Here is a 24,573-nt window from a genome sequence, read left to right as displayed (position 1 = left end):
GCAGGCTCCGGTTAGAACGACATGACCACCGACGCGCCAATGCCGTTTTCGCGGTAATTTGCGCCGGCGGTGCTGGTGTGGCGCACATGGCGCAGGTCGGCGCTGGCGCTGATGCGGTTGGACAATTGCCGCGTCAGGCCGACGGTCAGCGCGCTGTTGCGGTCTTCACGGCCGGTGGTCAGCGATTTGGCGCGGCTGTGGCTGGCGCCGATGGTCAGGCTGCCGCGCGCCGACATGCGCCAGTTCCAACCGACCTGCAGGCTGGTCTGGCGGGTGCGGTCGGTCAGGCTCAGCTGGTCGGGACCGAGCAGCACGCTGTCGATGGCGTTGGTGGTCTGGCCGGTGCGGCCGGTGGTGGCCAGGTGCACGGCCAGCGCGCTGCGCGGCGTGCTGTAGACGCCGGACAGTCTTGCTTGCTTCTGCAGGTAGTAGCGATGGCTGAAGAAGTTGACGTTGCCGTCGGTGCCGAGCATTTGCGAGATGGCCAGGAATACCTGGATCGTCTTCAGCCGCAATTGTGGATCGGGAATACGCGTGGCCCACAGATCCCACAGGAAATCGCTCAGGCCGTCGGGGCGGACGCTGAAGAATTCGCCGTGCGTGGTGGTGATGTCTTCGTTATAGCTGAGGCTCCAGAACATGCTGCGCAGGCGGTAGCTGGCGTCCAGCGCGTAGGTCTTGCCGAAGAAACGGTGGCCGATGCTGGCCGAGAGCCGGGTGCGCGGCGATGGCGTCCACACGCCGCCCAGCGTGCCGAACCGGCCCTGCGGTTGCGCGCTGGACGAGTGGTAATCCTGCTTTTCATAACCGGCGGTGGCGAACAGGGCGAGGCTGCTGTTGAACGGGTAGCTGAGCGTGAGCGCGGCGTTGCTCATGGTGACGGGCGCCAGCGCGGCGTCGTCCAGCTCTGTACGTTGCACGATGAGATCCCAGTTCCAGCCGCGGCCGCCGTTATCGCCGGTCAGTTGCAGCGTGGCCCCGGTGCTGCGCACGTCCAGCAGGCCGCCGCTGCCGGCGTGCTGATAGTCGTAGCGCAGCACGGCGGTGGCGAGGCCCCGGAAGTAGTGGCGCAGATACGGGCTGATCGACTGCGTGCGGACCGTGCTGCTGTTGCTGTTGGTGATGGTCGGATCAATCAGTTGCGGGCCGAACGCGGAGACGTTGCGCTCGGTGATGCCGGCGCGGGCGTCGAGAAACAGCCAGTCGGCCAGCACTTCGGCGTGGCTGTTGGCGTCCAGTTGCTGGCTGGTGCGATCGGGCTGGCGGGTGTAGGCCACTCTTTGCAGCGTGTAGGCCAGGGCCAGTTGCAGGCGCGGGCCATCGGTGCTGACCAGCACGCCGGGCGAGACTTCGGTGATGAACTGGCCGCGCGCCTGGTCCGGTGGCGCCAGGTTCATATTGTCGGTATAACTTTCGCGCAGCCGAACGGTGGGGGTGACGTCCCAGGTGGCGGAGGCGGCCACGCTGGGCATGCTCAGCAATACCAGCATGGTCAGGCCGGGAGAGCCGCGCAGAGGCAGCTTAATCATAATAACCATAGTATTCGCTGCCCGGAAAGGCGGTGCTTTTGTTGTAGACCAGGTTGACGCTGGCGCACTGCTCGAGGTGTCGCAGCGCTTCCTTGACGGCGTGTTGCGTAGTGCGCTCGGACTCCACCACCAGCAGCACCTGGCCCATTTGCGCGGCCAGCACACTGGCTTCGGTGGTCATCAGCAGCGGAGGCGAGTCGAAAATGACGATGCGATCGGCGTAGCGTTCGGCAATTTCCGTCAACAAGCGGCTCATGCTGCGGCTGGCCAGCAGCTCGGTGGCGTGCTTGTTGGCGCGTCCGGCCGGCAGGATGCTCAGCGTCGGCACATTGGTTTTCAGGATCACGTCGGCCAGACCGGTCTGGTCGCGCAGCAGGATGTCCATCAGGCCCGGTTCCGGCGGCAGACCCAGCACTTTTAGGACCGACGGCCGGGCGACGTCGGCGTCCACCAGCAGCACGGTGATGTCCATTTCCATGGCGATGCTCATGGCCAGGTTGACGGCGCAATAGGTCTTGCCTTCGCCGGGCATGGCGCTGGTGACGACAATCAGGTTGCCGTGGCGGAGCGGCGGTACATCGTCGCCGCCGCGCGCATTGCGCAGCAGTGGCCGCTTGATCATGCGGAAGTCTTCGGCCACCGAGGTACGGCCGCCGTCCTGCGTCACCATGCCAAGCTGGTGCAGACGGGTGAGATTGATCTCGACGTGGCGTGGGGGCGTGGACATGGCGGTTTCCTCAGCGCAGTATGGCGGACGCCAGCACGCCGCCGTAGGCGACAAACAGGCAACTCAGGGCGGCGCCAAACGCGTATTTGCCGCGTTGCCACTTGGTTCTCTCAGCCGGGGTCCAGTTCATGGCGATCGTGCCCAGCACGGGCAGACCGGTACGGTCGCGTAATTCCTGCGGACTCAGGAAGGTCGGCCGTACCTGGCTGATCAGCAACGCCACGGCGACGCCGGTCAGCAGCGCGGCGCCGAGTGTGATGGTGTACAGCAGAACCCGGTTGGGTCCGATCGGCGTCAGCGGCACGGTGGGCGGGTCGATGATCTTGAACGACATCATCTCGGTGGTGGAGCTGAGGTCGCCGGACAGCTTGGCGGCCTCGCGCCGGCCGATCAGTTTTTCATAGTTTTCCTTGTTGATCTGGTAGTCGCGGTTGAGCTGGGCCAGCTCGGTCTCGATTTCCGGCACGGCGTTGGCCTGGCTCAGCAGGCGCTGGTGGCGCAATGTGTATTCCTGTACCCGGGCGGTGATGGCGGCGACGCGGGCCTCGGCCTCGGTCTGCGCCACTTTCAGCTGCTGCAACATGGGGCTGTAATTCTTGCCGGGATCGCCATTCTGCTTGAGCTTGCTTTCTTCGACCTTGCGCGCTTCCAGCTGCGCCACCAGCCGCTTGGCGGCCACAATGTCCGGATGCAGTTCGGTGTACTGCATGCGTAGCGCATCCAGGTTTTTGTTCAGCGCGGAAATGCGGCCATCCAGATCCGGGTTGTCGATGGCGGACGGATTGAGGTCGGCGCCAAGGATGGGCTCGTCTCCGGTGATCTGGTTGCTGATGGCGTTGCGGGCCTGTTCGGCTTCGGCCAGTTCCAGCCGGGCGGCGCTCAGCGCGTCGGACGACTGCATCAGCTGGCTGTTGTAGTCGATGCCCTGGCGCGGCAGCAGGCCATTGTTCTTCAGGCGGAATTCCTTGACGCTGTTTTCCGCCGTCGACAGCTTGTCTTCGTAGAGCTTGATCTGGTCGTCGATGAATTGCACGGCCTTGCGGGTTTCGCCGCTCTTGCCCTTGAAGCTGCCTTCGACAAAAATGGTCAGCAGCGATTGCACCACGTCGCGCACGATGCGCGGATTGCGGTTGTTGTAGGTGATGGTGTAAATGTCGAGGTTGCCGGTGCCGTTGATGCGGATCTTGTTCATCAGCTCATCCAGTTGCTGTTGCTGCTCGCGCGGCGTGCGGGCGCTGATGTCCAGGTCCACCATGCGCATGACGCGCTCGACATTGGGGCGGCTCAGTAAGGTTCGGCTCATGATGGACACCTGCTGTTCGACGTTGGGCATGCTGGTCATGCCCGCCAGCAGGGGCTTGAGTATGCTTTGCGTGTCGACAAACACGCGCGCGGTGGTCTGGTAGTCGTCCGGCAGCATGGCCACCTTGGCCCAGCCCAGCGCGGCGACCAGCCAGGCGGCGGAAACGGCGTACCAGCGATACTTCCAGATCCCTTTCAGGCTGGATACCAGCTGGCTGATGAGCTCCTCCATATTGCAACTCTCCAGTAAGGGACGGCAGGACTCAAATTATATTTTTCTCAACTGGACAGTCGTTGAGGCATATCAAGTAGAGGGCGGCGAGATTTCTGAATCATGGCGATGAGGAGGAAATATCATGCGTGCGTTGATTTGTTGGCTGTTGACCATGTTGCTGGCGGGCTGTGCCCATCGCGGCGGCTCGCTGGATGAGCCGCCACCGGTGCCGCTACAGGGCGATTACCAGATTGGCGCCGGCGACACGGTGAATATCAATGTCTGGCGTAATCCGGAGGTGTCGCTGAGCGTGCCGGTGCGGCCGGACGGCAAAATCACCACGCCGCTGGTGGAGGATTTGCAGGCGGCCGGCAAGACCGCCACCGAACTGGCGCGCGATATTGAAAAGGCGCTCGGTAAATACATTCAGCAGCCGATGGTGACGGTGATCGTGACCAGCTTTGTCGGCCCGTACACGCAGCAGATCCGGGTGATCGGCCAGGCGGCGCGGCCGCAGGCGCTGGCCTACCGCCAGGGCATGTCGCTGATGGATGTGCTGATCGCGGTCGGCGGCATTACCGACTTTGCGGCAGGCAACAAGGCCAACATCATCCGCACGGTGGACGGGCAGCGCCAGAGCGTGCCCGTGCGCTTGCAAGATTTGTTGCGTGACGGCGATATTTCCGCCAACGTGGCGGTACTTCCGGGCGATATTCTGGTGATACCGGAAGGATGGTTCTAGCAGGGGATGCAGAAATAAATTTCAAATTGCGGGAACTCTTCAACTCAGCGTGGTGTCTCATGAATACATCCACCTGATAGGAAGCCAACCGTGCACTATGACGATGCTATTGTTTCTTTCGAGGTCGAGAGCGAAATGCGCGACCTCGTTGTCGGCGAAGGTAAGGCCGAGGCCGCGTTAGACCACCCATTGGACCAGCAAATTTTTCACATCCGCATGGCCAATTCGCAGGGGCGACGCGAAGCAGCCAGCCTGCTGCTGAAAAAGATGTATGGCTGGCGGGGCTATTCAGTCGATCCCACCGCGATTCACGCTCCCAACAAGATCACATTGTTTGCCGAGACCGGCGGCGAGGTGGTCGGCACCATGTCCTTGTGTCTGGACAATGACGAAATCGGCCTGCCGGCCGATGAAAATTTCCGCGACAAACTGGATGACCTGCGCGGGCAGCACCGTCGCCTGTGCGAACCGTCCCGCCTGGCCATCGACAAAGGCGTTTCCAAGCGCGTGTTTGCCGCGCTGATCCATATTTCCTATATTTATGCCCGCAACATCCATGGTTATACCGACTATGTGATTGAAGTGAACCCGCGCCACGTGATGTTTTACAAGCGCATGCTGGGTTTTCGCGACTTTGGCGGCACCCGTGACTGTACACGGGTCGGCGCGCCGGCCGTGCTGCTGCGGCTGGAGCTGGAGTATATGGGCGAGCAGATCCGGAAATTCGGCGGCCTGATGGAGCAGCATGGCAATGAACGCTCGTTCTATCCGTACTTTTTCCCGATCTGGGACGAACCCGGTATTACTGGCCGTCTGTTGTCGGGGGCAACTTGAGATAGTTGGCGGGAATCGCATAGGTGATGCCGCTGGGGGCCGTGATCGCCGATTCCTTCACGCCCTTGACGAACACCATGTTGACCACGCCGACCACCTCGCCGGTGGCCGGATCGAATAGTGGGCTGCCGCTGCTGCCCGGATAGGCCGTGCCGTCCAGCTGGAACACGGCGTAGACGGGCTTTTGCAGTATCTGGGCGGTTTTGCCGTCCAGCTGTTTGGCGGTGATCGCCGGTGTGGCCAAGGGCGTGATGGCGGAGACGATGCAGCGGTGCGTCACGTGGTTCAAGCCGAGCACCATGCCGAGCGGGAAGCCCATGAAGGCCAGCGCCTTGCCTTCGCGTACCTTGCTGGAATCGCCAATGCGCAGTGCCGGCAAGGCGCTGCCTTTGGTGATGCGCAAACGCGCCAGGTCATGGTCCTTGTCCATGGCGATCAGCGATGCGGCGCGGAAATGCGCGGTTTCGCCGCTACGCACCAGCACGCCCAGCGTGGCGGTCTGGCCTTTATTGACCAGGTCGTTGACGACGTGCGCCGCCGTGACCACGGTGTAACCATCGCCGATGACGAAACCGGTGCCGATAAAGCTGACAGCGGGGCCGCGCGTCTGCTGCAGGCTGCCAATGCCGACCACCGACGGTTTGACTGCCTCGATCATCTGTATCAGGTCGTCGGCGCGGGCGCTGCTGGTCAGCAGGCTGAACAATAGCAACAGGCGGTATAACGTGGTCATGATGGATTCCTTGCTTGCAAAGCTGCCGCGCACAGCAACAGCGTCGACAGCAGGGTGATTCGGGGGACATCGATCAGGCTGTCGAACAGGCCGACGACGAGAAAGGCGGCCAGCGCGGCCAGCCAGGCGGTATCGCCCTGCCGCAGCACAGTGGCAGCCGCACCCAGCAGCAGCAGGGTGTAGCTGAGCACGCCTGGCCAGCCCATTTCGAAATACAGGTTAAGGCCGAGATTCTTGATATGCCAGGGCAGGTGGTTGCGGTCGCTGCTGAAGAACCAGTAGTTGTTGGCGTCGGAAAAGCTGCCGTTGCGCAGCAGCTCATGGCCGTCGGTAACGGTGCGCAGGCTGATGTTGTCGATATCAAGCATCGCCCGCTGGCCTTCCGCAGCGATTTCCAGCTTGACGGGGAGGCCATCGCTGCCAAGTATGCCGGCATGCAGCGGGAACACGTAACGCTGCCACTCCGGCGCGTGCGGAATCTGGCGCAGTGGCGTTACCACGCAGCTTTGCGGGTACAGCAACTGCCGCTGGCACAAGTTGACTTGCAAAAAGCCGGGCGGCCCATTGTTCCAGACATCCACGCCCAGCATGTAGTGCTGGCCGGGGACGATATGCACCGTTTGCAGCAGACGCAGCAGCTCGCCGTAGCCCGCTGCGTATTCGCCGGCGGCCAACCGCACATGCCGGTTCGGCCCTTGATCCACGAATTGATAGCTGGGCGGCACTTCGCGCTGGGGATTGCGCCAGAAGTAGGTCACCGGAAACGTGCCGAGTCCCATGCCGAGCCATGGCGTGACGGCGTCATCGTCCATCATTGCCAGTGTCTGTCGCCAATGACGGAGGCGGGCGGACCAGTCGCTGGTGACGGTACTAAAGCGCTGGTTGACGTAATAGCCATGATAAATCGGCACCATCGGGCTGAGCACCAGCAGGCCGGCCAGGGCCATCGTCGCGCGACGCCGGTTGGCGGCCACCATGATCAGGCTGATCAAGAGCAGGAGCAGCGCGTAGAGGCGGTAGCCGCCCACGCGGAAAGCGACGTCCAGCGGCAATAATATCGCTGCCCCCGTCAACAGGATCAGCGGCCGGCGCAGCGCCACACCGGCGGTCAGGATGATGATGGCGACTGCCAGCGCCAGATACAGTCCGCGTGAAAATGTCGCCAGCCCGGCATACAGTGCCAACGGCAACAGGGCAAGGGCGGCGACGTTGCGTAACGGCGCGTTACGTTCCAACAGCCAGACCGCCAGCAAGGGTGTGCTCAGCGCCAGATAAGCGTCCAGCGCGGCGCCGCCGGTGTGCATGGCGGAAAAGGGGGCGCTGATGCGGTAGTCGCTGGAAAAGTTCAGCAGTCCGGGAAATTGCATGCGCTCACGGATGGCCGCAGCCGTCACCATCAACAGGCCCAACAGCATGCCTGGCAGCAGATAATCTCGTATTCCCTGGCATTGGGCGCCGGCAGCCTGGCGCAGCGGCGGCAACAGCACCAGCGTCCACAGCCAGCCTTTAGCGACACGCAGGGCATTGGCGGGACTCAGGTAGTTGTTGAAGGTGTTCACGTCTACTGATGACAGCGGCTGCAAGCCGCGCCATAAGCCTGTCGCGCAGGCTATCGCCAATAGGAACAGCCCCAGGCGGAACAGCAGCGGCCAGTGCGGCAGATCGGCGGTGTCGGGCGGCAGGCGCCAGTAGGTGATCGCGGCCGTCAGCATCAGCAGCAGGTCGATTTCTTCCAGAAAGAACCAGCCGGTCAGCGGCGCGAGATCTAATATCGGCAACAGCGCGGGCAGGGCGAGCAACCACAATGCCGGCCGCCACCAGAGCAGCAATCCATAGGCGGCCAGCACGGGCAGCAGCCAGTGTCCCGCCAGCGGATAGACGGCAAGCGAGCAGCCCAGGCTGGCCAGGAAGCCGACCGCCGCCGTCTTGGCGCAAGCGACGCGTACCGACATAGGCTTTATTGCGCCAGCAAGCTGAGTACGGCGTCGCGGCGTTCGAAGCCCTTCGCTGCCAGCAATGGTTCCAGCTGTTCGCGTGCGCCGCGCTTGTCGCCGGATTTGGACAGGGCCACACCATAGTGATAGCGGATTTCCGCATTGTCGGGCACTTGCGCCGTTGCCTGCTTCAACAGCGGCAGCGCGCGGTCGAGCTGGCCTTGTTCAACCAGAATCCAGGCCAGCGTATCGGTAACGGTGGCGCTGTTGGGCGCGATGTTGTGCGCCTTTTGAGCCAGGTCCAGCGCGCGCGGATCGTGCCGTTGCTGGTACAGCCAGGCCAGGTTATTCAGCGCCACCGGCTGCATCGGCACCTGCTTCAGCACCTGTTCGAACTGCGCGGCGGCAGCCGGATAGTCTTTCTGTGCCAACAGGCTGCTGGCAAAATAGACCCGGGTGGTGACGTCACTGGCGTGCGTGGACAACCATTGCTGCACGCGTGAACGCGCCTCCTCGGTCTTGCCGGCCTGAATCAGCGCGCCGTACAGTGCCAGCAGGGCCGGCCCGCTGGGTTGCTTGTCGTAGGCTTCCTGATACAGCGTCAACGCCTTGTTGAGTGCCTGCATCGCACCTTCCTTGTCGTTGACTTCGGCGCGCGCGCCGGCCAGCTGGTGTTGTATCAGCGCCGAGTTTGGTTGTAGCGCCGCCAGTTTGCTCCAGCTGTCCAGCGCGGCGTCGCCCTGGCCCACGCGCGACTGCAAGGCCGCCACCAGCGTCACCACCTGTGGATTGGTGGGATTGGTGGCCAGCAGCTTCTGTCCCAGCAGCAGCGCCTTCTGCACCTCGTTATTGCGGGAGTAAAACTGTGCCAGTTTCATCGATGGCTCCAGTGCATCCGGCTGCACCTGCGCGGCCCGTTCCAGCCATGCCTGCGCCTGTTTCAGCTGGCCCTGGCTGATAGCGAAATCGCCTAGCGCCGTCAGCAGATCGACGTTGTTCGGATGCTTGGCCAGTATGGTTTCCATGCGCTTGCGGGCAAGCTCCGGTTTGTTTTCCTTCAAGTCCATATTGGTCAGGTTATCCAGCGCGGGAATGAACAGCGGATCGATGGCCAGCGCCCGTTCAAAGCTGGCGCGCGCCGCAGGGAGATCCTTGATCATCAGCAGTACACCGCCTTTCAGGTTTTGCACCATGGGATTCTGCGGCGATTGCACCTCCAGCCGCTTGGCCGTTTCCAGCGCCTTGTCGAATTGCCGGTTACGAACCTGGCTCAGTACCAGCAAGGTGGCGACCCGGGATGATTTACTGTCCAGCCCGGCTGCATGCTCCAGTTCGGCCACGGCGCGCTGGTTGTCTCCCAGCCCCATATGACTCATGGCCAGTGCCGCGTACACCATCGGCGCCTGCGGCGACAACTTGCTGGCGCGCTCAAAATATTCCGCCGATTTGGCGTACTGGCGCAAACGCATGTACAGCTCGCCGGCCAGCGACATCATTTCCGGGTCCTGCTGCTGGCTGTCAAACATCGGCTCGACAATCGCCAGCGCCTGTTGCGGCGAACCGCTATTCAGCAGCGTGGACGCCAGGAGCTTGCTGGCGTAAGCATGGCCGGGATTGGCTTCCAGGAATTTGCGTAGATGCTGCTCCGCCTGCGTGTAAGAACCTTTGCTGCGCAGTACCGCGCCCATCAACAGGTTGCTCGGCAAATGTTCGGGCGCTGCACGCAGCACCATCGCCAGGTGATCTTGCGCCGCCGTCATTTTGTTTTCACGGAACTCCAGCAAGGCCAGCGTATAAATCAGCATCAGGCTGTTGGGCTGCGACTGACGGGCGATGACCAGTTCCTTGCGCGCCTCCGCCAGCTTGCCGGACTGGATGTAGAGATTGGCGATGTCCACATGCGGCTGCAATTGCACCGGATTCAGTTGCAGGATGCGCTGGTAGGCCAGCAACGCCTCGTCGTTCTTGTTCAACATGCGCAGGATATCGCCCTTGAGCCGCAGTCCGTCGAGGTTGTCGGGCTGCTGGGTCAGTACTTTCTGTACCTGCGCCAGCGCGTCTTCCCGGTTGCCTTCCATGAGCGCCAGCCGTGCCAGGCCCAACAGTGCTGGCGGACTATCCGGATGGCGCAGCATGATCTGCGCAAAGGCCGCGCGGCCCTCGTCCAGCCGGTTCAGGCCCAGCAGCGCATGACCGCGCAGTGCCTGCGACTGCGGCTGCTGCTCGTCGGCAGGAATGTCGTCCAGCAGTTTTTGATATTGCCCCAGTTGCAGCAACGCTTTGCCCAGCAAGGGCCGCACCGCGCCGGGATTGACGCCCAGCTCCAGCGCCCGACGCAGTTCCTTGTCGGCGGATTGCACATCGCCGGTATCGAGATAAAGCTGGCCCAGCATCAAGCGCGCCTGGCCGTTGGACGGCGCTTGCTGCAACGCATTCTTCAGCTGGATCACCGCAGCCTTGGATTCGCCGCGCGCCATGTATTTGCTGGCTTCCGCCATCAGATCATTTTCGCTGTGCGTGCGGCTGCAAGCGGCCAGCAACAGCACCATCCACCAGACACGCAACAACGCCATGACAATCTCCTCGAAAACCCTAGAGTAGGAACGATCGGCGCGGCACTCGTTGATCGACCTCAAACGGCCAAGCAAAAGGCGCTCGTAGAATCAGTTGACGTAGCTGATGAATACTCCAAAACGAGGTGTCTAAATGGAAGTTGTTGCCGTAGTCGGACTGGGATATGTGGGTTTGTCGCTGGCGGTGGCGTTTGGCACGCGCCGCCGCACCATCGGACTGGATCTGTCGGCGCGCAAGGTGGCGAGTTACCGGCGCGGCCTTGATCCGGCCGGCGAGGTCAGCGCCGCGCAGTTCGCCGACGCGCGCTGGCTGGAAATGGGCTGCGACCCGGTGGCGCTGGCGGAAGCCGATTACATCATCGTGGCAGTGCCGACGCCGGTGGATGAGGCGCACAATCCGGACTTCAGCGCCTTGTCCGCAGCCAGCCGGGCGGTGGGGCAGCATATGAAGGCCGGCGCGGTGATTGTCTACGAATCCACCGTGTATCCCGGTGCGACGGAAGAGATTTGCATCCCGATCCTGGAGCGATGCTCGGGCCTGCGCTGGCAGCGCGATTTCCATGTCGGCTTTTCGCCCGAGCGCATCAATCCCGGCGACCAGGAGCATCGGCTGTCGACCATCCGCAAAGTCGTGTCCGGCGACGATGCCGTCACATTGGAACGGGTCGCCGCCTTGTATGAACAGGTAGTCGATGCGGGCGTCCATCGCGCCTCCAGCATCAAGGTGGCCGAGGCCGCCAAAGTCATCGAAAATACCCAGCGCGACCTGAACATCGCGCTGATGAACGAGCTGGCCATCATCTTCGACCGGCTCGACATCGACACACTGGAAGTGCTGCAAGCCGCCGGCACCAAGTGGAATTTCCTGCCGTTCCGGCCGGGCCTGGTGGGCGGGCACTGCATCGGCGTCGATCCGTATTACCTGACCCACAAGGCCGTCATGCTGGGCTACCACCCGGACGTGATCCTGGCCGGCCGCCGCATCAACGACAGCATGGCCAAGTTTGTGGCCGAGAAAACGGTCAAGGAAATGGTGCGCGCCGGCTTCAAGCTCAAGGGCTGCCACGTCAACGTCCTGGGCCTGACGTTCAAGGAAAATTGCCCGGATTTGCGCAACTCCAAGGTGGGCGACTTGATCCGTGAGCTGGAATCCTACGGCTTGCAGGTCCACGTCCACGACCCGGTGGCGGACGCCGACGAAGCCCTGCACGAATACGGCGTACGGCTGGAGGCCTGGGACGACTTGCCGGCTGCGGAAGCCGTGATCAGCGCGGTCGCCCATCGCGAACTGGCGGCGCGGCCGCTGCGCCAGATGCTGGACAAGATCGCTCCCAGCGGCTGCTTCATCGACCTGAAATCGCAATTTGACCCGGCGCCACTGCGCAGCAGCGGCCTCAGCGTATGGAGGTTGTGATGAGCGACTACGACAACGGCACACCCGCCGCCAGCGCCTACCAGCTGGTGCGCGAAAAGCTGCAAGGCGAGCAATACCGCTGGGTGATTACCGGCGTGGCCGGCTTCATCGGTTCCAACCTGCTGCAATCGTTGCTGGAACTGGGGCAGCGCGTGGTGGGCGTGGACAATTTCCTCACCGGCTACCGCCATAATCTGGACCAGGTGCGCGAACTGGTGGGCCCGCTTGCCTGGCGCTGCTTCGACCTGATCGAAGGCGATGTGCGCGACATGGCCGTCTGCCGCCAGGCCTGCGACCGCGCCGATTACGTGCTGCACCAGGCAGCGCTGGGTTCGGTCGGCCGCTCGCTGGCCGACCCGTTGCTGTGCAACGACATCAACGTCACCGGCCAGCTCCAGATGCTCGATGCATCGCGGCATGCCGGCGTGCGGCGCATGGTGTATGCCGCGTCCAGCGCCAGCTATGGCGACCATCCCGGCCTGCCCAAGGTCGAACAGCACATCGGTTGCGCGCTGTCGCCGTACGCGCTGACCAAGTACGTCAACGAGCTGTACGCCGGCGTTTATGCGCGCTGCTACAAGTTGGACACCATCGGCCTGCGTTATTTCAACGTGTTCGGCCCGCGCCAGGACGCCAACGGCGCCTACGCCGCCGTGATTCCGCAGTGGATCGCGGCCATGATCGGCCAGCGCCCGCTCGTGATCAACGGCGACGGTGAAAGCAGCCGCGACTTTTGCTATGTCGCCAACGCGGTGCAAGCCAACCTGCTGGCGGCGCTGACCGACAAGCGGGCCGCCGTCAACCAGGTCTACAACGTGGCGCTGAATTCACGCACCAGCCTCAACGAGCTATATCTGCTGCTGCAAGAACTGTTGGTCGAACGCCACACGCATCTGCGCGATTACCAGCCGCACTATGCGCCGTTCCGCGCCGGCGACGTGCGCCATTCGCAGGCCGACATCAGCAAGGCCGCCAATCTGCTCGGCTATGCGCCGACGCACGATTTGCGGCGCGGACTCAAGCAGGCCTTGCGCTGGTACGAGCAGCACCTGGCTAAGTGACCTGTAGCGTGCGCGGCGTGCCGCGGAAATCCACCGTGTGCAGCGTGACCGGACGGCGCCAGACGTCCGCCACGTAGTGCATGACTTGCTCGGCTTGCGCCATGTCCAGGCCACGGCCGTCGCGCGCGTGGTCGTGTCGCAGCACCAGGCTGAAGTCATCATTCATGCGCTCGGCAAAGATGCACGGCGCGCCGTAGTTGTACTTGGGGCCGAGGATGGCTTCGTGGACGTCGTGGATATCGCGGCTGACCACGCGGGTTTCGCCGTCGTTGCGGGCCTGGTAGCTGAACAGGTCCAGTTTTTCCGCCAGTTGCGCGCTCAGGTGGTTGCGGATAAAGCCGAAGTCGTCTTCCTCGGCGCAGATGCGGCGGGCGGCGTCGATGCCGTCACGCTCGATGATGTCTTCCCAGATCGCAAAGCCAAGGTGGTAGGGATTGATGGCCAGCGCCAGTTGCTGCTCGTTGCCATACGGACTGACCACATCGGAATGCGCGCGCAGGGCTTGCAGATACAGATCCTGCGGCAGGAAATCCGCTTCGCGCAGCAAGCGCGCGTGCCAGTAGGAGGCCCAGCCTTCGTTCATGATCTGGCAGGCATGGACAGGGAAGAAATAGAACGCCTCTTCGCGTACCGCCAGGAAAATGTCGCGCTCCCAGTCTTTCAATTCCGGACCGTAGCGGGCGACGAACCACAACAGGTCTTGCTCCGGATACGGCGGGATCTGGCGTCGCGCCGGCTTTTGCGGGCCGGGCACAGACTCTCCCGGCAAGCCGAGGTAGCGTCGGCGAAAATCGTCGGCCGCCGGTGGCGACGCCGGTTCTGCGGGCTGCTCGGGGTAGGGCGGGCGGTACAGCGGCTGATGGATATCGATGTGCGGCTCCAGCGCCAGTGCTGCATCCAGGACGGATTCGACGGCTTGCTGGCCATGGCGCAGCAGCGCGTCTTCCATCTGGTGCGCGCGGGCGGCGCTTTGTTCGAGGATGCGGCCGCCGGCCATGCTCATGAAGCGCGCAAACAGCGCATTGCGCTTGACGAAATCGGCGTGGCCGATCACGTGTGCCGTCACCAGTGCGTTTTCGGCCAGGGAGTTGCGGTTCATCATGTAGGCATGGCAGGGGTCGCCGGGAAACATCACTTCGAAGATGCGCGAATGGCCCATGTTGTGGTGCAACAGCTGATGAATATAGCGCAGGCCGAACGACCAGTGATGCATGCGTACCGGCATGCCGTAGACGGCGATTTCCAGCATGAAGTTCTGCGGCACCAGCTCAAAGTCCACCGGATAGTAATCCAGTCCCAGCCCGGCGGCCAGGGTATGCAGCCGGCGGGTGTAGTCGTCCAGCGTCATGACGCCGCCTGTTGCATGAGGAATTGGCGTATCGCCGTGAAGACATCGTCACCATCGGCCAGCACGGCGCTGGACAGGGGCAAGCCTTGGCGCTCGCGCTCCTTCCACAAGCGGCCCATTTCGGTATCCTGTATGCGCGGCATGCCAGGCAAGGTTTCGACGTAGGCCAGATAATTCAATTGCGTCGCCAATGATTCCAGCAGGACGCTGGCGGCGGCACGGTCCTCGGAGAAATTATCGCCGTCGGAGGCGTAGAACAGGTAGCTATTCCAGTTGGCCGGATCGTAGTGGCGCTGGAGCAATTCCAGCGCCAGCTGGAAGCCGGTGGACGCCAGGGTGCCGCCCATGCCGCTGGTCTCGAAGAAATCGCCCTCGTTGAATTCCCAGGCTTCGGCGGCGTGCGCCAGGAAGCGGGTTTCGATCTTGTGGTATTTGCGGCGCAGGCCTTGCAAGGCAAGGAAGAAAAAGGTCTTGGCCAGGCGGCGCTCCGTGATCATCATGCTGCTCGACACGTCCAGCATGAAAAACACCACCGCGCTGCTGCTGGGCTTGGGTTGCTGCACCAGTTGCCGGAAGCGCAGGTCGTCATTGGTGAACGGCGGCGCTTGCGTCTGTACCGCGCGGCGCTTGATGGCTTCCTTGATGGTGCGGCGCCGGTCCAGGCGGGATGCCGCGCCGCGCTTGTCCCAGCCGGCGCGCACCACCTCGGGGTCGTCCAGCGAGGCCTTGCCGCGCGGTTCCAGTTGCGGCAGTTGCAGGTCTTCCCACAGCCATTCCATGATTTCATCCATGGAAAATTCCATCAATAGCGTGACGGCGCCGCCCTCGTTGCCGGCGCCATTCTCGTCCTCGTCGAAGTAGGGCGAGCGCAGCACGTCGCCCGGCTGGCCGGGACCCTGGCCCGCGCCCGTGGTGCTGTGCTCGTCCGACAGGCGAAACCGGGCGTGCTGCAGCAACTTCAGGGGCACTTGCACGCTGTGCTCGCCGATGCCGCTCATCAGGTCCGGGCCGGACAGCGTTTCGGGCAGATGCTGGCGGACGGCCTCGCGCACCTTGTCGTTGTGACGCAGCCAGTCGCGCGAGCCGCGTGAGAACAGGTCATACCAATCATTGCGCATATCACTCCTGTGCCAGCAGCGTGGTGACGTAGTTCAGCGCTTCGCGCGCACAATGGCTGTCGTAGCCGTATTCGTCCACCAGCCGCTGTTCGACGGCGGAAATCTTGGCCCGCACCTCGTCGTCCGGCCGCTTGGATGAGCTCACCAGCCGCAGCACGTCACGCCGTTGCTCGAACAGATACTGTTGCAGGGCATCGCGCAGTTGCGCATGGCTGCCCAGCCCGAAGCGCTCGCCACGCTTGTAGGCGCTCATGGCCTTGCGTACCACCTCCTGCCGGAACGATTGCTTGCCGGAGTCGGAAATATGGATCTTTTCCTCCACCGCGCGCAGAAAGCGCTCGTCCGGCCGCCGCTCTTCATTGGTGATGGGATCTTTAACCTGCCGGTTGTCGAGCATGGCTTCGACTTCGTCCAGGTATTTGTCCAGCAGCTCGGAGACTTCCTGCTCGAACGACACAAACAAGGCCTTGTGGACGTCCTCCTTGACCCAGCGGTTATAGAACTCCTTGCGCGTCAACACCAGATAATCGACCCAGCGCCGCTTGCGCGACGATTCGATGCGGGCGTCGCTTTCGATCGCGTCCTTCAGCGCCAGCAGCAAGTCCATGGTGCTGATGCTGTGGCCCGCAGACTGGATAATAGCGTGCGACAAGCCGTTGATGACAAAGCGCGGCGACACGCCGGACAAGCCCTCATCCGGCGACCGCTCCTTGTTGCGCACGCGCAGCGCCTCGTTGTGATGCACGCCGTCAACGTCCTCGCCGGCGTGAATGCGTACGCGCCGGGCCATGTCGGTATCGCGCTCCTCGCTCTCGTGCAGCCGGCTCAGCACGGCGAACACGGCCGCCGCGTGCAGTACATGCGGATCGAGATGGACGTCGCGGAACGCCGGCGCCGACAGGATCAGCTTGCGATAAATCCGCGCCTCCTCGCGGTAGTTGAGGGTGTAGGGCACTTGCACGATGACCATGCGGTCCAGCAGCCCCTCGTTTTCGCTTTCCTGCAAAAACTTGCGGAATTCCGCCAGGTTGGTGTGGGCCAGGATGGTTTCGTCGAGATAAATCAGCGGGAAGCGGGCGACCTTGACGTTTTTCTCCTGCGTCAGCGTCAGCAGCAGGTAGAGGAATTCGCGCTTGACCTTGAGGATTTCGATCATTTCCAGCACGCCGCGGCTGGCCGCGTACACGGTGCCGGACCACGACCACGCGCGCGGATCGCCTTCATCGCCATACTCGGCCACGCGCGACAGGTCGACCGAGCCGACCAGGTCGGCTACATCGGCGGTATTCGGATCATGCGGCGCGTAGGTGCCGATGGCGCTGCGGCCGGCCTCGGAGATGAAAATGCGCTCGACCGGCATGCGCAGAAAGTCGCCGCCCAGCTCGTATTCCAGCCGCATGCGGCAATGCGGGCAGAGTTCGCCGACCACGTCCACCCCGTAACTGTCGCGGAAGCCGGCGCGTAGCGTGTGCGGCACCAGATGCAGCGGCGATTCATGCACCGGACAGCCGGCGATGCCGTACATGGCGCCAGCGTCGGTGTAACTGTATTCCTCCAGCCCGCGCTTGAGGCGGATCACCAGCGTCGATTTGCCGCCCGATGGGGGGCCCAGCAGCAGCAGCAGCCGCCGTCCCACTTCCGACCCGGCCGCCGCCGCCTTGAAATAGTCGGCCACGCGGGCCAGGGCGTCATCGATGCCGAACAACTCGTCGGCAAACAGCGAACAGCGCAGCTTGCCGTCGTCGCCTTGCTTGCCGCTCCAGCGCAGCATGTCCCAGATGTATTGATGCGATGAGCGCGCCAACTGGCCAGGGGCCGGCGGCAGCACCTGCTCCATGAACTCGGCAAAACTGCCGCGCCAGTGGCCGGCGCGGTGCTGCTGCGTAAAGGCACGCAACTGGTCGCGAAATGTCTCTTGGGATTGTGTCGGTTCCATCGTCGCCTGTCCTCCGCAATCTGGGAGTATCGGCGCTCGGGCACAGGCTCAGATGATCTGCCTCAAACGAAAAAAGGGAACTTTTACGCGGTGCGGTCCCACGGCGGTGTACCGGCCAGTTCCTGCACCAGGAAATCGATCATCACCCGCACTTTGGCGCTCAGGTGACGGCGACTGGGATAGATCGCCAGCACGTCCATATCCGGCATGTGGTAGTCGGGCAGCACGCGTTGCAGGCGGCCGGCGCGCAGGTCGGCGCCGACCAGGAACGTCGGCTGCCAGATGACGCCAAGTCCGCCCAGCGCGGCGGCGCGCGCCGTATCGCCGTTGTTGGTATGCATCACGCACGGCATCTTGACCGTGTGGGTCTGGCCGCTGGCGTCCAGCATCGGCCATTCGTCGGCGTTGGCGGCGTAACTGTAGCCGATGCCGTCATGCTGTAACAGCTCGGCCGGGGTCTGTGGCATGCCGCGCTGCTGGATGTAGTCCGGCGACGCGCACAGCACATTCTGCGAAGTGGCCAGCTTGCGGGCGACGTTGGCAGTGGAACCGGCGCGCGAGATGCGCACCGCCATGTCGTAGCCTTCCTCGACAATATCGACCACGCGGTCGATCAGCGACACGTCCAGTTTCACCTCGGGATACAGCCGCATGAACTTGGCCCACAGCGGCGCCAGGTGCAGCACGCCAAAGCTCAGCGGTGCATTGATGCGCAGCACGCCATGCGGCTGCAAGGTAGCGGACGAGACGATGGCCTCGGCTTCGGCCACATCGTCCAGGATCGACTTGGCGCGCTCAAACAGCGCCTCGCCGCTGGAGGTCAGCGACATTTTGCGCGAGCTGCGGTTCAGCAGCCGGGTTTGCAGATGGGCTTCCAGGTCGCTGATGTAGCGGGTCACATTGGCAGGCGAGGTATCCAGCGCCTCGGCCGCGCGCGCAAAACCGTCGCGCTTGACGACTTCCACAAACACTTCCAGCGCGCGCAGACGGTCCATGCCTCACTCCCAAAGAAAAAAGCCGCCGCACCGGAGGGTGGGCGGCTCTGTATTTGACGGCGCGACGGCTTAATGCGCGACGTAGTTGGCGGTGGCGGCTTCCTTGATCACGCGGCCGGCGTTCAGTGCCGGGCCGGCGCTGCCGACGCGGTTGGTGGCGTTGCTGGCTTCGTGCGACATGCCCACCAGGCCGACGGCAGCCTGGGCGTCGCCAGCGCTGGCGGCGCGCTCAAACAGCTGCATCGCTTCGCGGCGTTTGTCCGGATTGGCCAGATAGCGCAGGGCCAGCTCGCGCTGGGCCACCGGCGAGCCCTGGTCGGCCCATTCTTGCAGGCGGCGTTCGGCGGCCGGCTGGCCGCCAGGGCTGAGTTGCATGGCGGCGGCTTCAATCACCGTCGACGATGGAATTGCATCCTCCTGAGCCTGGCAGGCGATCAAAGCGCCAACGGTGACCAGCACCGCAGATACCAACACACCAGACTTGTTGAATAATTCCATACTTTAGACCCTTGTTGTAAAGCCATTAAACAAACATTGCACACAAAGCTCGATGCATTGCACCATTATACTTGCATCTGGGCAAATTGTCTATTACGCAATAACTTGCAAAATGAAACAATCGAACCCGAATTCTACAAAGTTGTTGTAAGTCATGGCGCACGCTCGGCAAGTGCTGGCGATATTAGCATGAAGATTTTCTGCAACTAGGCTGCACATGGCAAATGGGGGTAACAATTGTAACCATTCGTTAATGGCATAAAAGTTACGTGCTAGTCTCGTGCTGTGCGGTGCAGCATGAATGTGGCTTCACAAATCGTGAAGTGTGATGGCAGCTCAGATGCCGGGTGGGGCATGGCGTTGAAGCCAGTCGTCGGCTTCGCGCAACACCAGTTGATATTCGGACTCCAGTGCGGCAAATAATGGCGGGATCAGTGCCTGCTGGCGCTCAACGATGGCCTGTTCCAGCTTGAGTGAGGCCGCCACCAGCCGTTTGGCGCCCAGCGCGCCGATCGAGCCGCGCAGGCTGTGGAAGATTTTGCCGGCCTCGGCCAGGCGATCCTCGCGCAGGGCGGCGCCGGCCTGTTCCAACGGCGTCATGCGCGGCACGCAGGCGTCACGGACGATCTTGGCGACGATGGCCAGCGCTTTATCGTCATTTCCCATGTACTTCAACAAGGTGTCGACCGTGAAAATGCTCAGTTCAGGTTGCGATGGCGAGGCGTCACTCATGCATTGCTCCAGAATGGGTTGTCTTTATCCTATCATACGCCCCGTTGGGCGCGCGTCCCATTACTGTTGTCCGTCGTGAAATTGCTGTGACAGTGTCTGCAACGGCGGGCTGGACACCTTGGGCGCCGCCATGCCGGCCGGTGGCGTGACCCGTACCGGTTTGCCGCCAGTGTGGGTGGAATGTAACACTGTGCCCGGCGTTTCCGGTGCGGCGTTCCACACCGGCGCTTCCAGGCCTTCGAATACGCTCTTCAGCTGGTCGCCCCAGGTGCTGCGGATCATCTGGAAATACTCGTTACGGTCATCAATTGTTACAAAATGGGTGACGGCCAGCTGGTTGTTTTCATACACCAGCAAATCAAGGGGCAGCCCCACCGAGACGTTGGAGCGCAGCGTCGAATCCATGGAAATCAGCGCGCACTTGGCGGCGTCGTCCAGCGAGGTGGCCGGCGTGACCACGCGGTCGATGATGGGCTTGCCATATTTGGCTTCGCCGATCTGGAAATAGGTGTTTTCGTCGTGCGCTTCGATGAAGTTGCCGGCTGAGTAAATCTGGAACAACCTGCAACGCTCGCCCTTGACCTGGCCGCCGAAAATGATGCTGACATTGAATTCGATGCCGAAGTCCGCCAGCGTCTTGGCATCGCGCTCATGCACCTGACGCACCGCCTGGCCGAGAATGCGCGCGGCGTCATACACGCTCGGCGCGGTCCAGATGGTATGGCCGGCATCGTCGATCAGCTCCGACACCAGCTGGCGGATCGATTGCGATATCGACAAATTACCAGCTGTCATCATGACCATCATGCGGTCGCCGGGAATCTCAAACACGGTCTGCTTACGGAACGTGCCGACCTGGTCCACGCCCGCATTGGTACGTGAATCGGATAAAAACACCAGCCCGGCATCCAGGCGCATGCCCACACAATAAGTCATCGTTGCAAAGTATTGATTTGAAGTATCGTTATTTTACACCGCTCATTGCGGCACGATCTGTACGTCCACGCTCAGAGACTCGGTGCCGCCGCCGCGTCGCACGCCGCGCACCGGGGCGGCGCTGTCGTAGTCGCGACCGGTGGCCAGGCGGCAATAGGCATCCGTCATCAGCCGCGCGTGGGTGACGTCGATGCTGACCCAGCCGCTGTGATCCTTGTCGTCCACCCAGGCGTCGACCCAGGCGTGGCTGGCGGCGTGGCCGGTATTGCCGGGGTCGATATAGCCCGACACATAGCGCGCCGGAATGCCGTGCGCATGGCAGCAGGCCAGGAACAGGTGCGCATGGTCCTGGCACACGCCCTGGCCGAGGGCGAGGGCGTCGCTGGCCGTGGTAGACACGGCGGTCGCACCGCTTTGATACCGGACCGCACCAAAGATGTGCTCTGCCAGGCACATCAGGTCGCGCGTCATGGCCTTGCCGTCGGGCAAGCACGACGCCGCCAGCTCCAGGATGCCGGGCGTGGCGGCCGTCAGCCGGGTCGGCACGGTAAAAATCAGCGGCGACAGCGCGTCGGCGACGATGCGGCCGCGATCCGGCACCGTGGTTTCCACCACGCCGCTGGCGACGATGGACAGCGCCTGGTGCGGGGTATCCATCGTCATCATGTGCGACAGGTTGCCGTAGGCGTCGGTGTAGCGGTGCATATGGCCGGGCGCCGCCAGGTTCCAGGACAGCACATGTTGCTGCGGCTCAACACGCGGCGTCAGGTGCAGCTGCTGGATGGTGTACGCCAGCGGCAAGGTGTAGGTGTAACGCGTTTCGTGCCGGATGGACAGTTGCATGGAATGGCCTTTCGCTTATGCCGCAAGCGGCACCAGGAAATCGCGGCTGACGCGATTGCCCAGTTCATAGATGTTGGCCAGGAAGCGGGTCAGCGTGTCATGCAAGCCGTCCGCCAGGATATCGTCGATTTTGCCGAATTGCAGCTCGGCGCGTAGGCGGCCGGCGAAGCGCTCGGTATCGGCCGAGACGTCGTTGCGCACCTCGTGCAGGTTTTGTACCACTTCATCCATGCAAGCCAGCAGCGAGCGCGGCATGTCGCCGCGCAAGATCAGCAACTCGGCGATGCGCGCCGGGGTGATGACGTCGCGATACACCTTGCGGTAGATCTCGAAGCCCGACACCGAACGCAGCATCGCGCCCCAGTAATAGAAATCGCGCTGGCTCATGCTTTCCGCGCTGTCGGTGGCGCCGCCGTGGTATTTCACGTCGAGGATGCGGGCGGTGTTGTCGGCGCGCTCCAGGAAGGTGCCAAGACGGATGAAGTTGACCGCCTCGTCGCGCAACATGGTGCCCAGCGTTACGCCGCGCGACAGGTGCGAGCGGTACTTGACCCATTCAAAGAACTTGCTGGGGTCGGTTTCCAGCAGATCGCTTTGCAGGCGACGCTGCATGTCCAGCCAGGTCTGGTTCTGGATCTCCCACACTTCCGTGGTCAGCGTGCCGCGCACGGCGCGGGCGTTTTCGCGCGCTTGCGTCAGGCAGGCCACGATCGAGGAGGTGTTGTCGGGATCGCGCACCATGAAATCGATAACTTCGCGGCCCTCCAGCGACTGGTATTTCTGGTTGAACGCCTTTTGCAGCTCGGAGATGCCGAGCAGGGCGCGCCAGCCCTGGGCGTTTTCCTCGTCGGACTGCGGCAGCATCGAGGTTTGCACGTTGACGTCCAGCATGCGCGCGGTGTTTTCGGCGCGCTCGGTGTAGCGTGCCATCCAGAACAAGTGGTCAGCGGTTCGGCTCAGCATGCTTATTTCTCCAAAATCCAGGTGTCCTTGGTGCCGCCGCCTTGCGACGAATTCACCACCAGTGAGCCTTCCTGCAAGGCCACGCGCGTCAGGCCGCCGGGCACCATCGAGATGGTTTTGCCGGACAGCACAAACGGCCGCAGATCGATATGGCGCGGGGCGATCCCGCTTTCCACATAGGTCGGGCAGGAGGACAGGGCCAGCGTCGGCTGGGCGATGTAGCCGTCCGGCTTGGCGATCAGGCGCTGGCGGAAGTCTTCGATCTGCGCCTTGGTCGAGGCCGGCCCGACCAGCATGCCGTAGCCGCCGGCGCCGTGCACTTCCTTGACCACCAATTGCGGCAGGTTGGCCAGCGTGTAGGCGAGGTCTTCTTTCTTGCGACACTGGTAGGTCGGCACATTGTTCAGGACCGGTTCTTCCGACAGGTAGAACTTGATCATGTCCGGCACATACGGGTAGATCGACTTGTCGTCGGCCACGCCGGTGCCGATGGCGTTGGCCAGCGTCACGCGGCCGGCGCGGTAGACCGACAGCAGGCCCGGCACGCCCAGCGAGGAATCCGGCCGGAACGCCAGCGGATCGAGGAAATCGTCGTCCAGCCGGCGATAGATCACGTCCACCCGCTTCGGTCCGCGCGTGGTGCGCATGAACACGGTGTTATCGCTGACGAACAAATCCTTGCCTTCGACCAGCTCCACGCCCATTTGCTGGGCCAGGAAAGCGTGCTCGAAGTAGGCCGAGTTGTACATGCCCGGCGTCATCACCACCACGGTCGGGTCGTTGATGCCCATCGGCGCCACGGAGCGCAGGTTATCCAGCAGCATGTCGGGATAATGGTCGACCGGGGCGATCTTGTTGCGGGCGAACAGTTCCGGGAACAGCCGCATCATCATCTTGCGATCTTCCAGCATATAAGAGACGCCGGACGGCACCCGCAGATTGTCTTCCAGCACGTAAAACTCGCCCTGGCCGGCGCGCACGATATCGACCCCGGCGATGTGGGCGTAGATGTCGGACACCACGTTAATGCCTTGCATCTCCGGCCGGTACTGGGCGTTCTGGTAGATTTGCTCGGCAGGAATAATGCCGGCCTTGATGATGTTCTGGTCGTGATAAATATCGTGGATGAACATATTCAACGCCTTGACGCGCTGGACCAGGCCGGTCTGCAACTGCTTCCACTCGGCGGCGGGGATAATGCGGGGGATGGTATCGAACGGAATCAAGCGCTCGGTGCCGGCATCGTCGCCATACACGGCGAAGGTGATGCCGACGCGGCGGAAGGTGAGGTCGGCCTCGGCGCGCTTGCGTTCGATGGTGTCGGCGGATTGGCGCTGCAGCCAGCCGCAGAATTCGCGGTAGTGTTCACGCACGTCGGCGCTGGCAGTGTGCGCCAGGCCGTCAGCTGTCATTTCATTGAAGAATTTTGGCATATCGGACATTCCCTGTTTGGCACGTTTATTCTTCTATCAAGAAACGTGCCAAGGGGAATGCCCGCTTTTGGTGCAGGCGCCCGGGGAGGGCGCCGTCAATCAGATATTGCCGCTGCCCGAGCCGATGCTGCCGCCGCGGTTGCTGTAGGTTGGATCGATGTAGCCCGGATCGCTTTGCAGGCTGGCGCTGCCGCTGCCCATCACGCTGCCGGTCGACGTCACGCCGCCGGGAACGTTTTGCTGGGTGCCGTAGAAGCTGTGCAGTTGGGTGTTGAACTCGGTGCTGGCCATGTCGGGCCAATTGTCCTGGTCAAAGCCTGGAGCATTTTTCAGGTGCTCTTTGGACACGTCCAGCAGGAAACGCTTGTTGTCGGTGTCCAGTTGCAGCGCTTGCCATGGCACGGCGAACAGCTTGTCGCCCATGCCCAGCCAGCCGCCGAACGACAGCACAGCGTAAGCCACTTGGCCGCTGCGGATGTCCAGCATGATTTCCTTGATATCGCCCAGGTCTTCGTCCTGGCGGTTGTACACGTCCTCACCGATGAGCGTGTCGGCGCCCATCAGGCGTGGGCCTGGGCCGGTTGCGTCGTCGCTGCGATAAATGCCGTAGGTGTCGCGGTCTAGATAGCTCATGATGGTCTCCAAAGGTTGGTAAGGTCCCGCGTCAGACGATGCGGTGACAGGCATCATCATGCTGCTTGCCCGACA

At 62.7% G+C, this 24,573-nt stretch carries 21 protein-coding genes; 4 read left to right on the top strand and 17 right to left on the bottom strand.

Going from position 1 to position 24,573, the window contains the following annotated elements; all coding sequences use genetic code 11:
• Nucleotides 1-11: 11 nt before the first annotated feature.
• From GTP69_RS01665 to GTP69_RS01655, 3 genes are read right to left on the bottom strand one after another with little or no spacing between them, the layout of a single operon-like run.
• Nucleotides 12-1,529 (bottom strand): TIGR03016 family PEP-CTERM system-associated outer membrane protein, encoded by a 1,518-nt coding sequence (locus GTP69_RS01665; RefSeq protein ID WP_161053240.1) that lies wholly within the window; start codon nt 1,527-1,529, stop codon nt 12-14.
• Nucleotides 1,522-2,256, bottom strand: a complete 735-nt coding sequence (locus GTP69_RS01660) for an XrtA-associated tyrosine autokinase (protein ID WP_161053239.1) — start codon at nt 2,254-2,256, stop codon at nt 1,522-1,524. Before GTP69_RS01660 ends, GTP69_RS01665 begins: the two co-directional genes overlap by 8 nt.
• A gap of 10 nt (nt 2,257-2,266) precedes the next feature.
• On the bottom strand, nt 2,267-3,790 hold the full coding sequence (locus GTP69_RS01655; RefSeq protein ID WP_161053238.1) for an XrtA system polysaccharide chain length determinant: 1,524 nt from the start codon (nt 3,788-3,790) through the stop codon (nt 2,267-2,269).
• 124 nt (nt 3,791-3,914) lie between these two features.
• On the opposite strand from GTP69_RS01655, the gene GTP69_RS01650 reads away from it, so the two are divergent.
• Nucleotides 3,915-4,514: an XrtA/PEP-CTERM system exopolysaccharide export protein gene (locus GTP69_RS01650; protein WP_161053237.1), complete on the top strand. Its 600-nt coding sequence runs from the start codon at nt 3,915-3,917 to the stop codon at nt 4,512-4,514.
• Nucleotides 4,515-4,604: 90 nt separating this feature from the next.
• Nucleotides 4,605-5,348 (top strand): N-acyl amino acid synthase FeeM domain-containing protein, encoded by a 744-nt coding sequence (locus GTP69_RS01645; RefSeq protein WP_371867762.1) that lies wholly within the window; start codon nt 4,605-4,607, stop codon nt 5,346-5,348.
• Here GTP69_RS01645 and GTP69_RS01640 read toward each other — a convergent pair.
• The 3 genes from GTP69_RS01640 to prsT are packed head-to-tail and all read right to left on the bottom strand — an operon-like array spanning nt 5,317 to nt 10,588.
• Nucleotides 5,317-6,081: a S1 family peptidase gene (locus GTP69_RS01640; protein ID WP_161053236.1), complete on the bottom strand. Its 765-nt coding sequence runs from the start codon at nt 6,079-6,081 to the stop codon at nt 5,317-5,319. The two genes, GTP69_RS01645 and GTP69_RS01640, sit on opposite strands and share 32 nt — an antisense overlap.
• A complete protein-coding gene (locus tag GTP69_RS01635) occupies nt 6,078-8,033 on the bottom strand; it encodes a hypothetical protein (protein WP_161053235.1) in 1,956 nt (651 codons plus the stop codon). Before GTP69_RS01635 ends, GTP69_RS01640 begins: the two co-directional genes overlap by 4 nt.
• 5 nt (nt 8,034-8,038) lie before the next feature.
• Nucleotides 8,039-10,588 (bottom strand): XrtA/PEP-CTERM system TPR-repeat protein PrsT, encoded by a 2,550-nt coding sequence (gene prsT / locus GTP69_RS01630; protein WP_161053234.1) that lies wholly within the window; start codon nt 10,586-10,588, stop codon nt 8,039-8,041.
• A gap of 133 nt (nt 10,589-10,721) precedes the next feature.
• On the opposite strand from prsT, the gene GTP69_RS01625 reads away from it, so the two are divergent.
• Complete coding sequence (locus GTP69_RS01625) at nt 10,722-12,002, top strand: nucleotide sugar dehydrogenase (RefSeq protein WP_161053233.1); 1,281 nt, start codon at nt 10,722-10,724, stop codon at nt 12,000-12,002.
• The gene (locus GTP69_RS01620) at nt 12,002-13,063 is read left to right on the top strand and encodes an SDR family oxidoreductase (RefSeq protein WP_161053232.1); all 1,062 of its coding nucleotides are present in this window, start codon (nt 12,002-12,004) and stop codon (nt 13,061-13,063) included. The genes GTP69_RS01625 and GTP69_RS01620 overlap by 1 nt, the downstream gene beginning before the upstream one ends.
• Here the strand turns inward: GTP69_RS01620 and GTP69_RS01615 are convergent.
• The 11 genes from GTP69_RS01615 to GTP69_RS01565 all read right to left on the bottom strand — a co-directional run bounded on the left by GTP69_RS01615 (nt 13,056) and on the right by GTP69_RS01565 (nt 24,498).
• A complete protein-coding gene (locus GTP69_RS01615) occupies nt 13,056-14,411 on the bottom strand; it encodes a SpoVR family protein (protein WP_161053231.1) in 1,356 nt (451 codons plus the stop codon). The genes GTP69_RS01620 and GTP69_RS01615 overlap by 8 nt on opposite strands.
• Entirely contained in the window at nt 14,408-15,529 is a 1,122-nt protein-coding gene (locus GTP69_RS01610) for a DUF444 family protein (protein ID WP_161053230.1), read from the bottom strand. Before GTP69_RS01610 ends, GTP69_RS01615 begins: the two co-directional genes overlap by 4 nt.
• Nucleotide 15,530: 1 nt before the next feature.
• Nucleotides 15,531-17,465, bottom strand: coding sequence for a serine protein kinase (locus tag GTP69_RS01605; protein ID WP_161053229.1), 1,935 nt, complete (start codon nt 17,463-17,465; stop codon nt 15,531-15,533).
• 83 nt (nt 17,466-17,548) lie between these two features.
• Nucleotides 17,549-18,460: a LysR family transcriptional regulator gene (locus tag GTP69_RS01600; RefSeq protein WP_161053228.1), complete on the bottom strand. Its 912-nt coding sequence runs from the start codon at nt 18,458-18,460 to the stop codon at nt 17,549-17,551.
• 69 nt (nt 18,461-18,529) lie between these two features.
• Nucleotides 18,530-18,958, bottom strand: coding sequence for a hypothetical protein (locus GTP69_RS01595; RefSeq protein WP_161053227.1), 429 nt, complete (start codon nt 18,956-18,958; stop codon nt 18,530-18,532).
• 336 nt (nt 18,959-19,294) lie between these two features.
• Nucleotides 19,295-19,690, bottom strand: coding sequence for an Hpt domain-containing protein (locus GTP69_RS01590; RefSeq protein WP_161053226.1), 396 nt, complete (start codon nt 19,688-19,690; stop codon nt 19,295-19,297).
• Between the two features lie 60 nt (nt 19,691-19,750).
• On the bottom strand, nt 19,751-20,608 hold the full coding sequence (locus GTP69_RS01585) for a proteasome-type protease (protein ID WP_229260752.1): 858 nt from the start codon (nt 20,606-20,608) through the stop codon (nt 19,751-19,753).
• A gap of 60 nt (nt 20,609-20,668) precedes the next feature.
• A complete protein-coding gene (locus GTP69_RS01580) occupies nt 20,669-21,469 on the bottom strand; it encodes a transglutaminase family protein (RefSeq protein WP_161053224.1) in 801 nt (266 codons plus the stop codon).
• Nucleotides 21,470-21,484: 15 nt separating this feature from the next.
• Nucleotides 21,485-22,432: an alpha-E domain-containing protein gene (locus GTP69_RS01575; RefSeq protein WP_161053223.1), complete on the bottom strand. Its 948-nt coding sequence runs from the start codon at nt 22,430-22,432 to the stop codon at nt 21,485-21,487.
• A gap of 2 nt (nt 22,433-22,434) precedes the next feature.
• Nucleotides 22,435-23,865 (bottom strand): circularly permuted type 2 ATP-grasp protein, encoded by a 1,431-nt coding sequence (locus GTP69_RS01570; RefSeq protein WP_161053222.1) that lies wholly within the window; start codon nt 23,863-23,865, stop codon nt 22,435-22,437.
• A 99-nt stretch (nt 23,866-23,964) separates the two neighbouring features.
• Complete coding sequence (locus GTP69_RS01565) at nt 23,965-24,498, bottom strand: PRC-barrel domain-containing protein (protein WP_161053221.1); 534 nt, start codon at nt 24,496-24,498, stop codon at nt 23,965-23,967.
• Nucleotides 24,499-24,573 lie beyond the last annotated feature (75 nt).

Source organism: Duganella levis (assembly GCF_009857605.1).
Taxonomy (GTDB): domain Bacteria; phylum Pseudomonadota; class Gammaproteobacteria; order Burkholderiales; family Burkholderiaceae_D; genus Rugamonas; species Rugamonas levis.
Note: the sequence above shows the minus strand (reverse complement) of the source record. Positions and strands in the feature narration are given on the sequence as shown.

What these genes read in the sequence shown, in the direction of transcription:
- GTP69_RS01565 (WP_161053221.1), bottom strand. Translation starts at nt 24,498, where the DNA reads ATGAGCTATCTAGACCGCGACACCTACGGCATTTATCGCAGCGACGAC.
- GTP69_RS01660 (WP_161053239.1), bottom strand. Translation starts at nt 2,256, where the DNA reads ATGTCCACGCCCCCACGCCACGTCGAGATCAATCTCACCCGTCTGCAC.
- GTP69_RS01595 (WP_161053227.1), bottom strand. Translation starts at nt 18,958, where the DNA reads ATGGAATTATTCAACAAGTCTGGTGTGTTGGTATCTGCGGTGCTGGTC.
- GTP69_RS01650 (WP_161053237.1), top strand. Translation starts at nt 3,915, where the DNA reads ATGCGTGCGTTGATTTGTTGGCTGTTGACCATGTTGCTGGCGGGCTGT.
- GTP69_RS01600 (WP_161053228.1), bottom strand. Translation starts at nt 18,460, where the DNA reads ATGGACCGTCTGCGCGCGCTGGAAGTGTTTGTGGAAGTCGTCAAGCGC.
- GTP69_RS01605 (WP_161053229.1), bottom strand. Translation starts at nt 17,465, where the DNA reads ATGGAACCGACACAATCCCAAGAGACATTTCGCGACCAGTTGCGTGCC.
- GTP69_RS01575 (WP_161053223.1), bottom strand. Translation starts at nt 22,432, where the DNA reads ATGCTGAGCCGAACCGCTGACCACTTGTTCTGGATGGCACGCTACACC.
- GTP69_RS01640 (WP_161053236.1), bottom strand. Translation starts at nt 6,081, where the DNA reads ATGACCACGTTATACCGCCTGTTGCTATTGTTCAGCCTGCTGACCAGC.
- GTP69_RS01615 (WP_161053231.1), bottom strand. Translation starts at nt 14,411, where the DNA reads ATGACGCTGGACGACTACACCCGCCGGCTGCATACCCTGGCCGCCGGG.
- GTP69_RS01635 (WP_161053235.1), bottom strand. Translation starts at nt 8,033, where the DNA reads ATGTCGGTACGCGTCGCTTGCGCCAAGACGGCGGCGGTCGGCTTCCTG.
- GTP69_RS01570 (WP_161053222.1), bottom strand. Translation starts at nt 23,865, where the DNA reads ATGCCAAAATTCTTCAATGAAATGACAGCTGACGGCCTGGCGCACACT.
- GTP69_RS01620 (WP_161053232.1), top strand. Translation starts at nt 12,002, where the DNA reads ATGAGCGACTACGACAACGGCACACCCGCCGCCAGCGCCTACCAGCTG.
- GTP69_RS01665 (WP_161053240.1), bottom strand. Translation starts at nt 1,529, where the DNA reads ATGATTAAGCTGCCTCTGCGCGGCTCTCCCGGCCTGACCATGCTGGTA.
- GTP69_RS01655 (WP_161053238.1), bottom strand. Translation starts at nt 3,790, where the DNA reads ATGGAGGAGCTCATCAGCCAGCTGGTATCCAGCCTGAAAGGGATCTGG.
- GTP69_RS01625 (WP_161053233.1), top strand. Translation starts at nt 10,722, where the DNA reads ATGGAAGTTGTTGCCGTAGTCGGACTGGGATATGTGGGTTTGTCGCTG.
- GTP69_RS01590 (WP_161053226.1), bottom strand. Translation starts at nt 19,690, where the DNA reads ATGAGTGACGCCTCGCCATCGCAACCTGAACTGAGCATTTTCACGGTC.
- GTP69_RS01610 (WP_161053230.1), bottom strand. Translation starts at nt 15,529, where the DNA reads ATGCGCAATGATTGGTATGACCTGTTCTCACGCGGCTCGCGCGACTGG.
- GTP69_RS01580 (WP_161053224.1), bottom strand. Translation starts at nt 21,469, where the DNA reads ATGCAACTGTCCATCCGGCACGAAACGCGTTACACCTACACCTTGCCG.
- prsT (WP_161053234.1), bottom strand. Translation starts at nt 10,588, where the DNA reads ATGGCGTTGTTGCGTGTCTGGTGGATGGTGCTGTTGCTGGCCGCTTGC.
- GTP69_RS01585 (WP_229260752.1), bottom strand. Translation starts at nt 20,608, where the DNA reads ATGCGCCTGGATGCCGGGCTGGTGTTTTTATCCGATTCACGTACCAAT.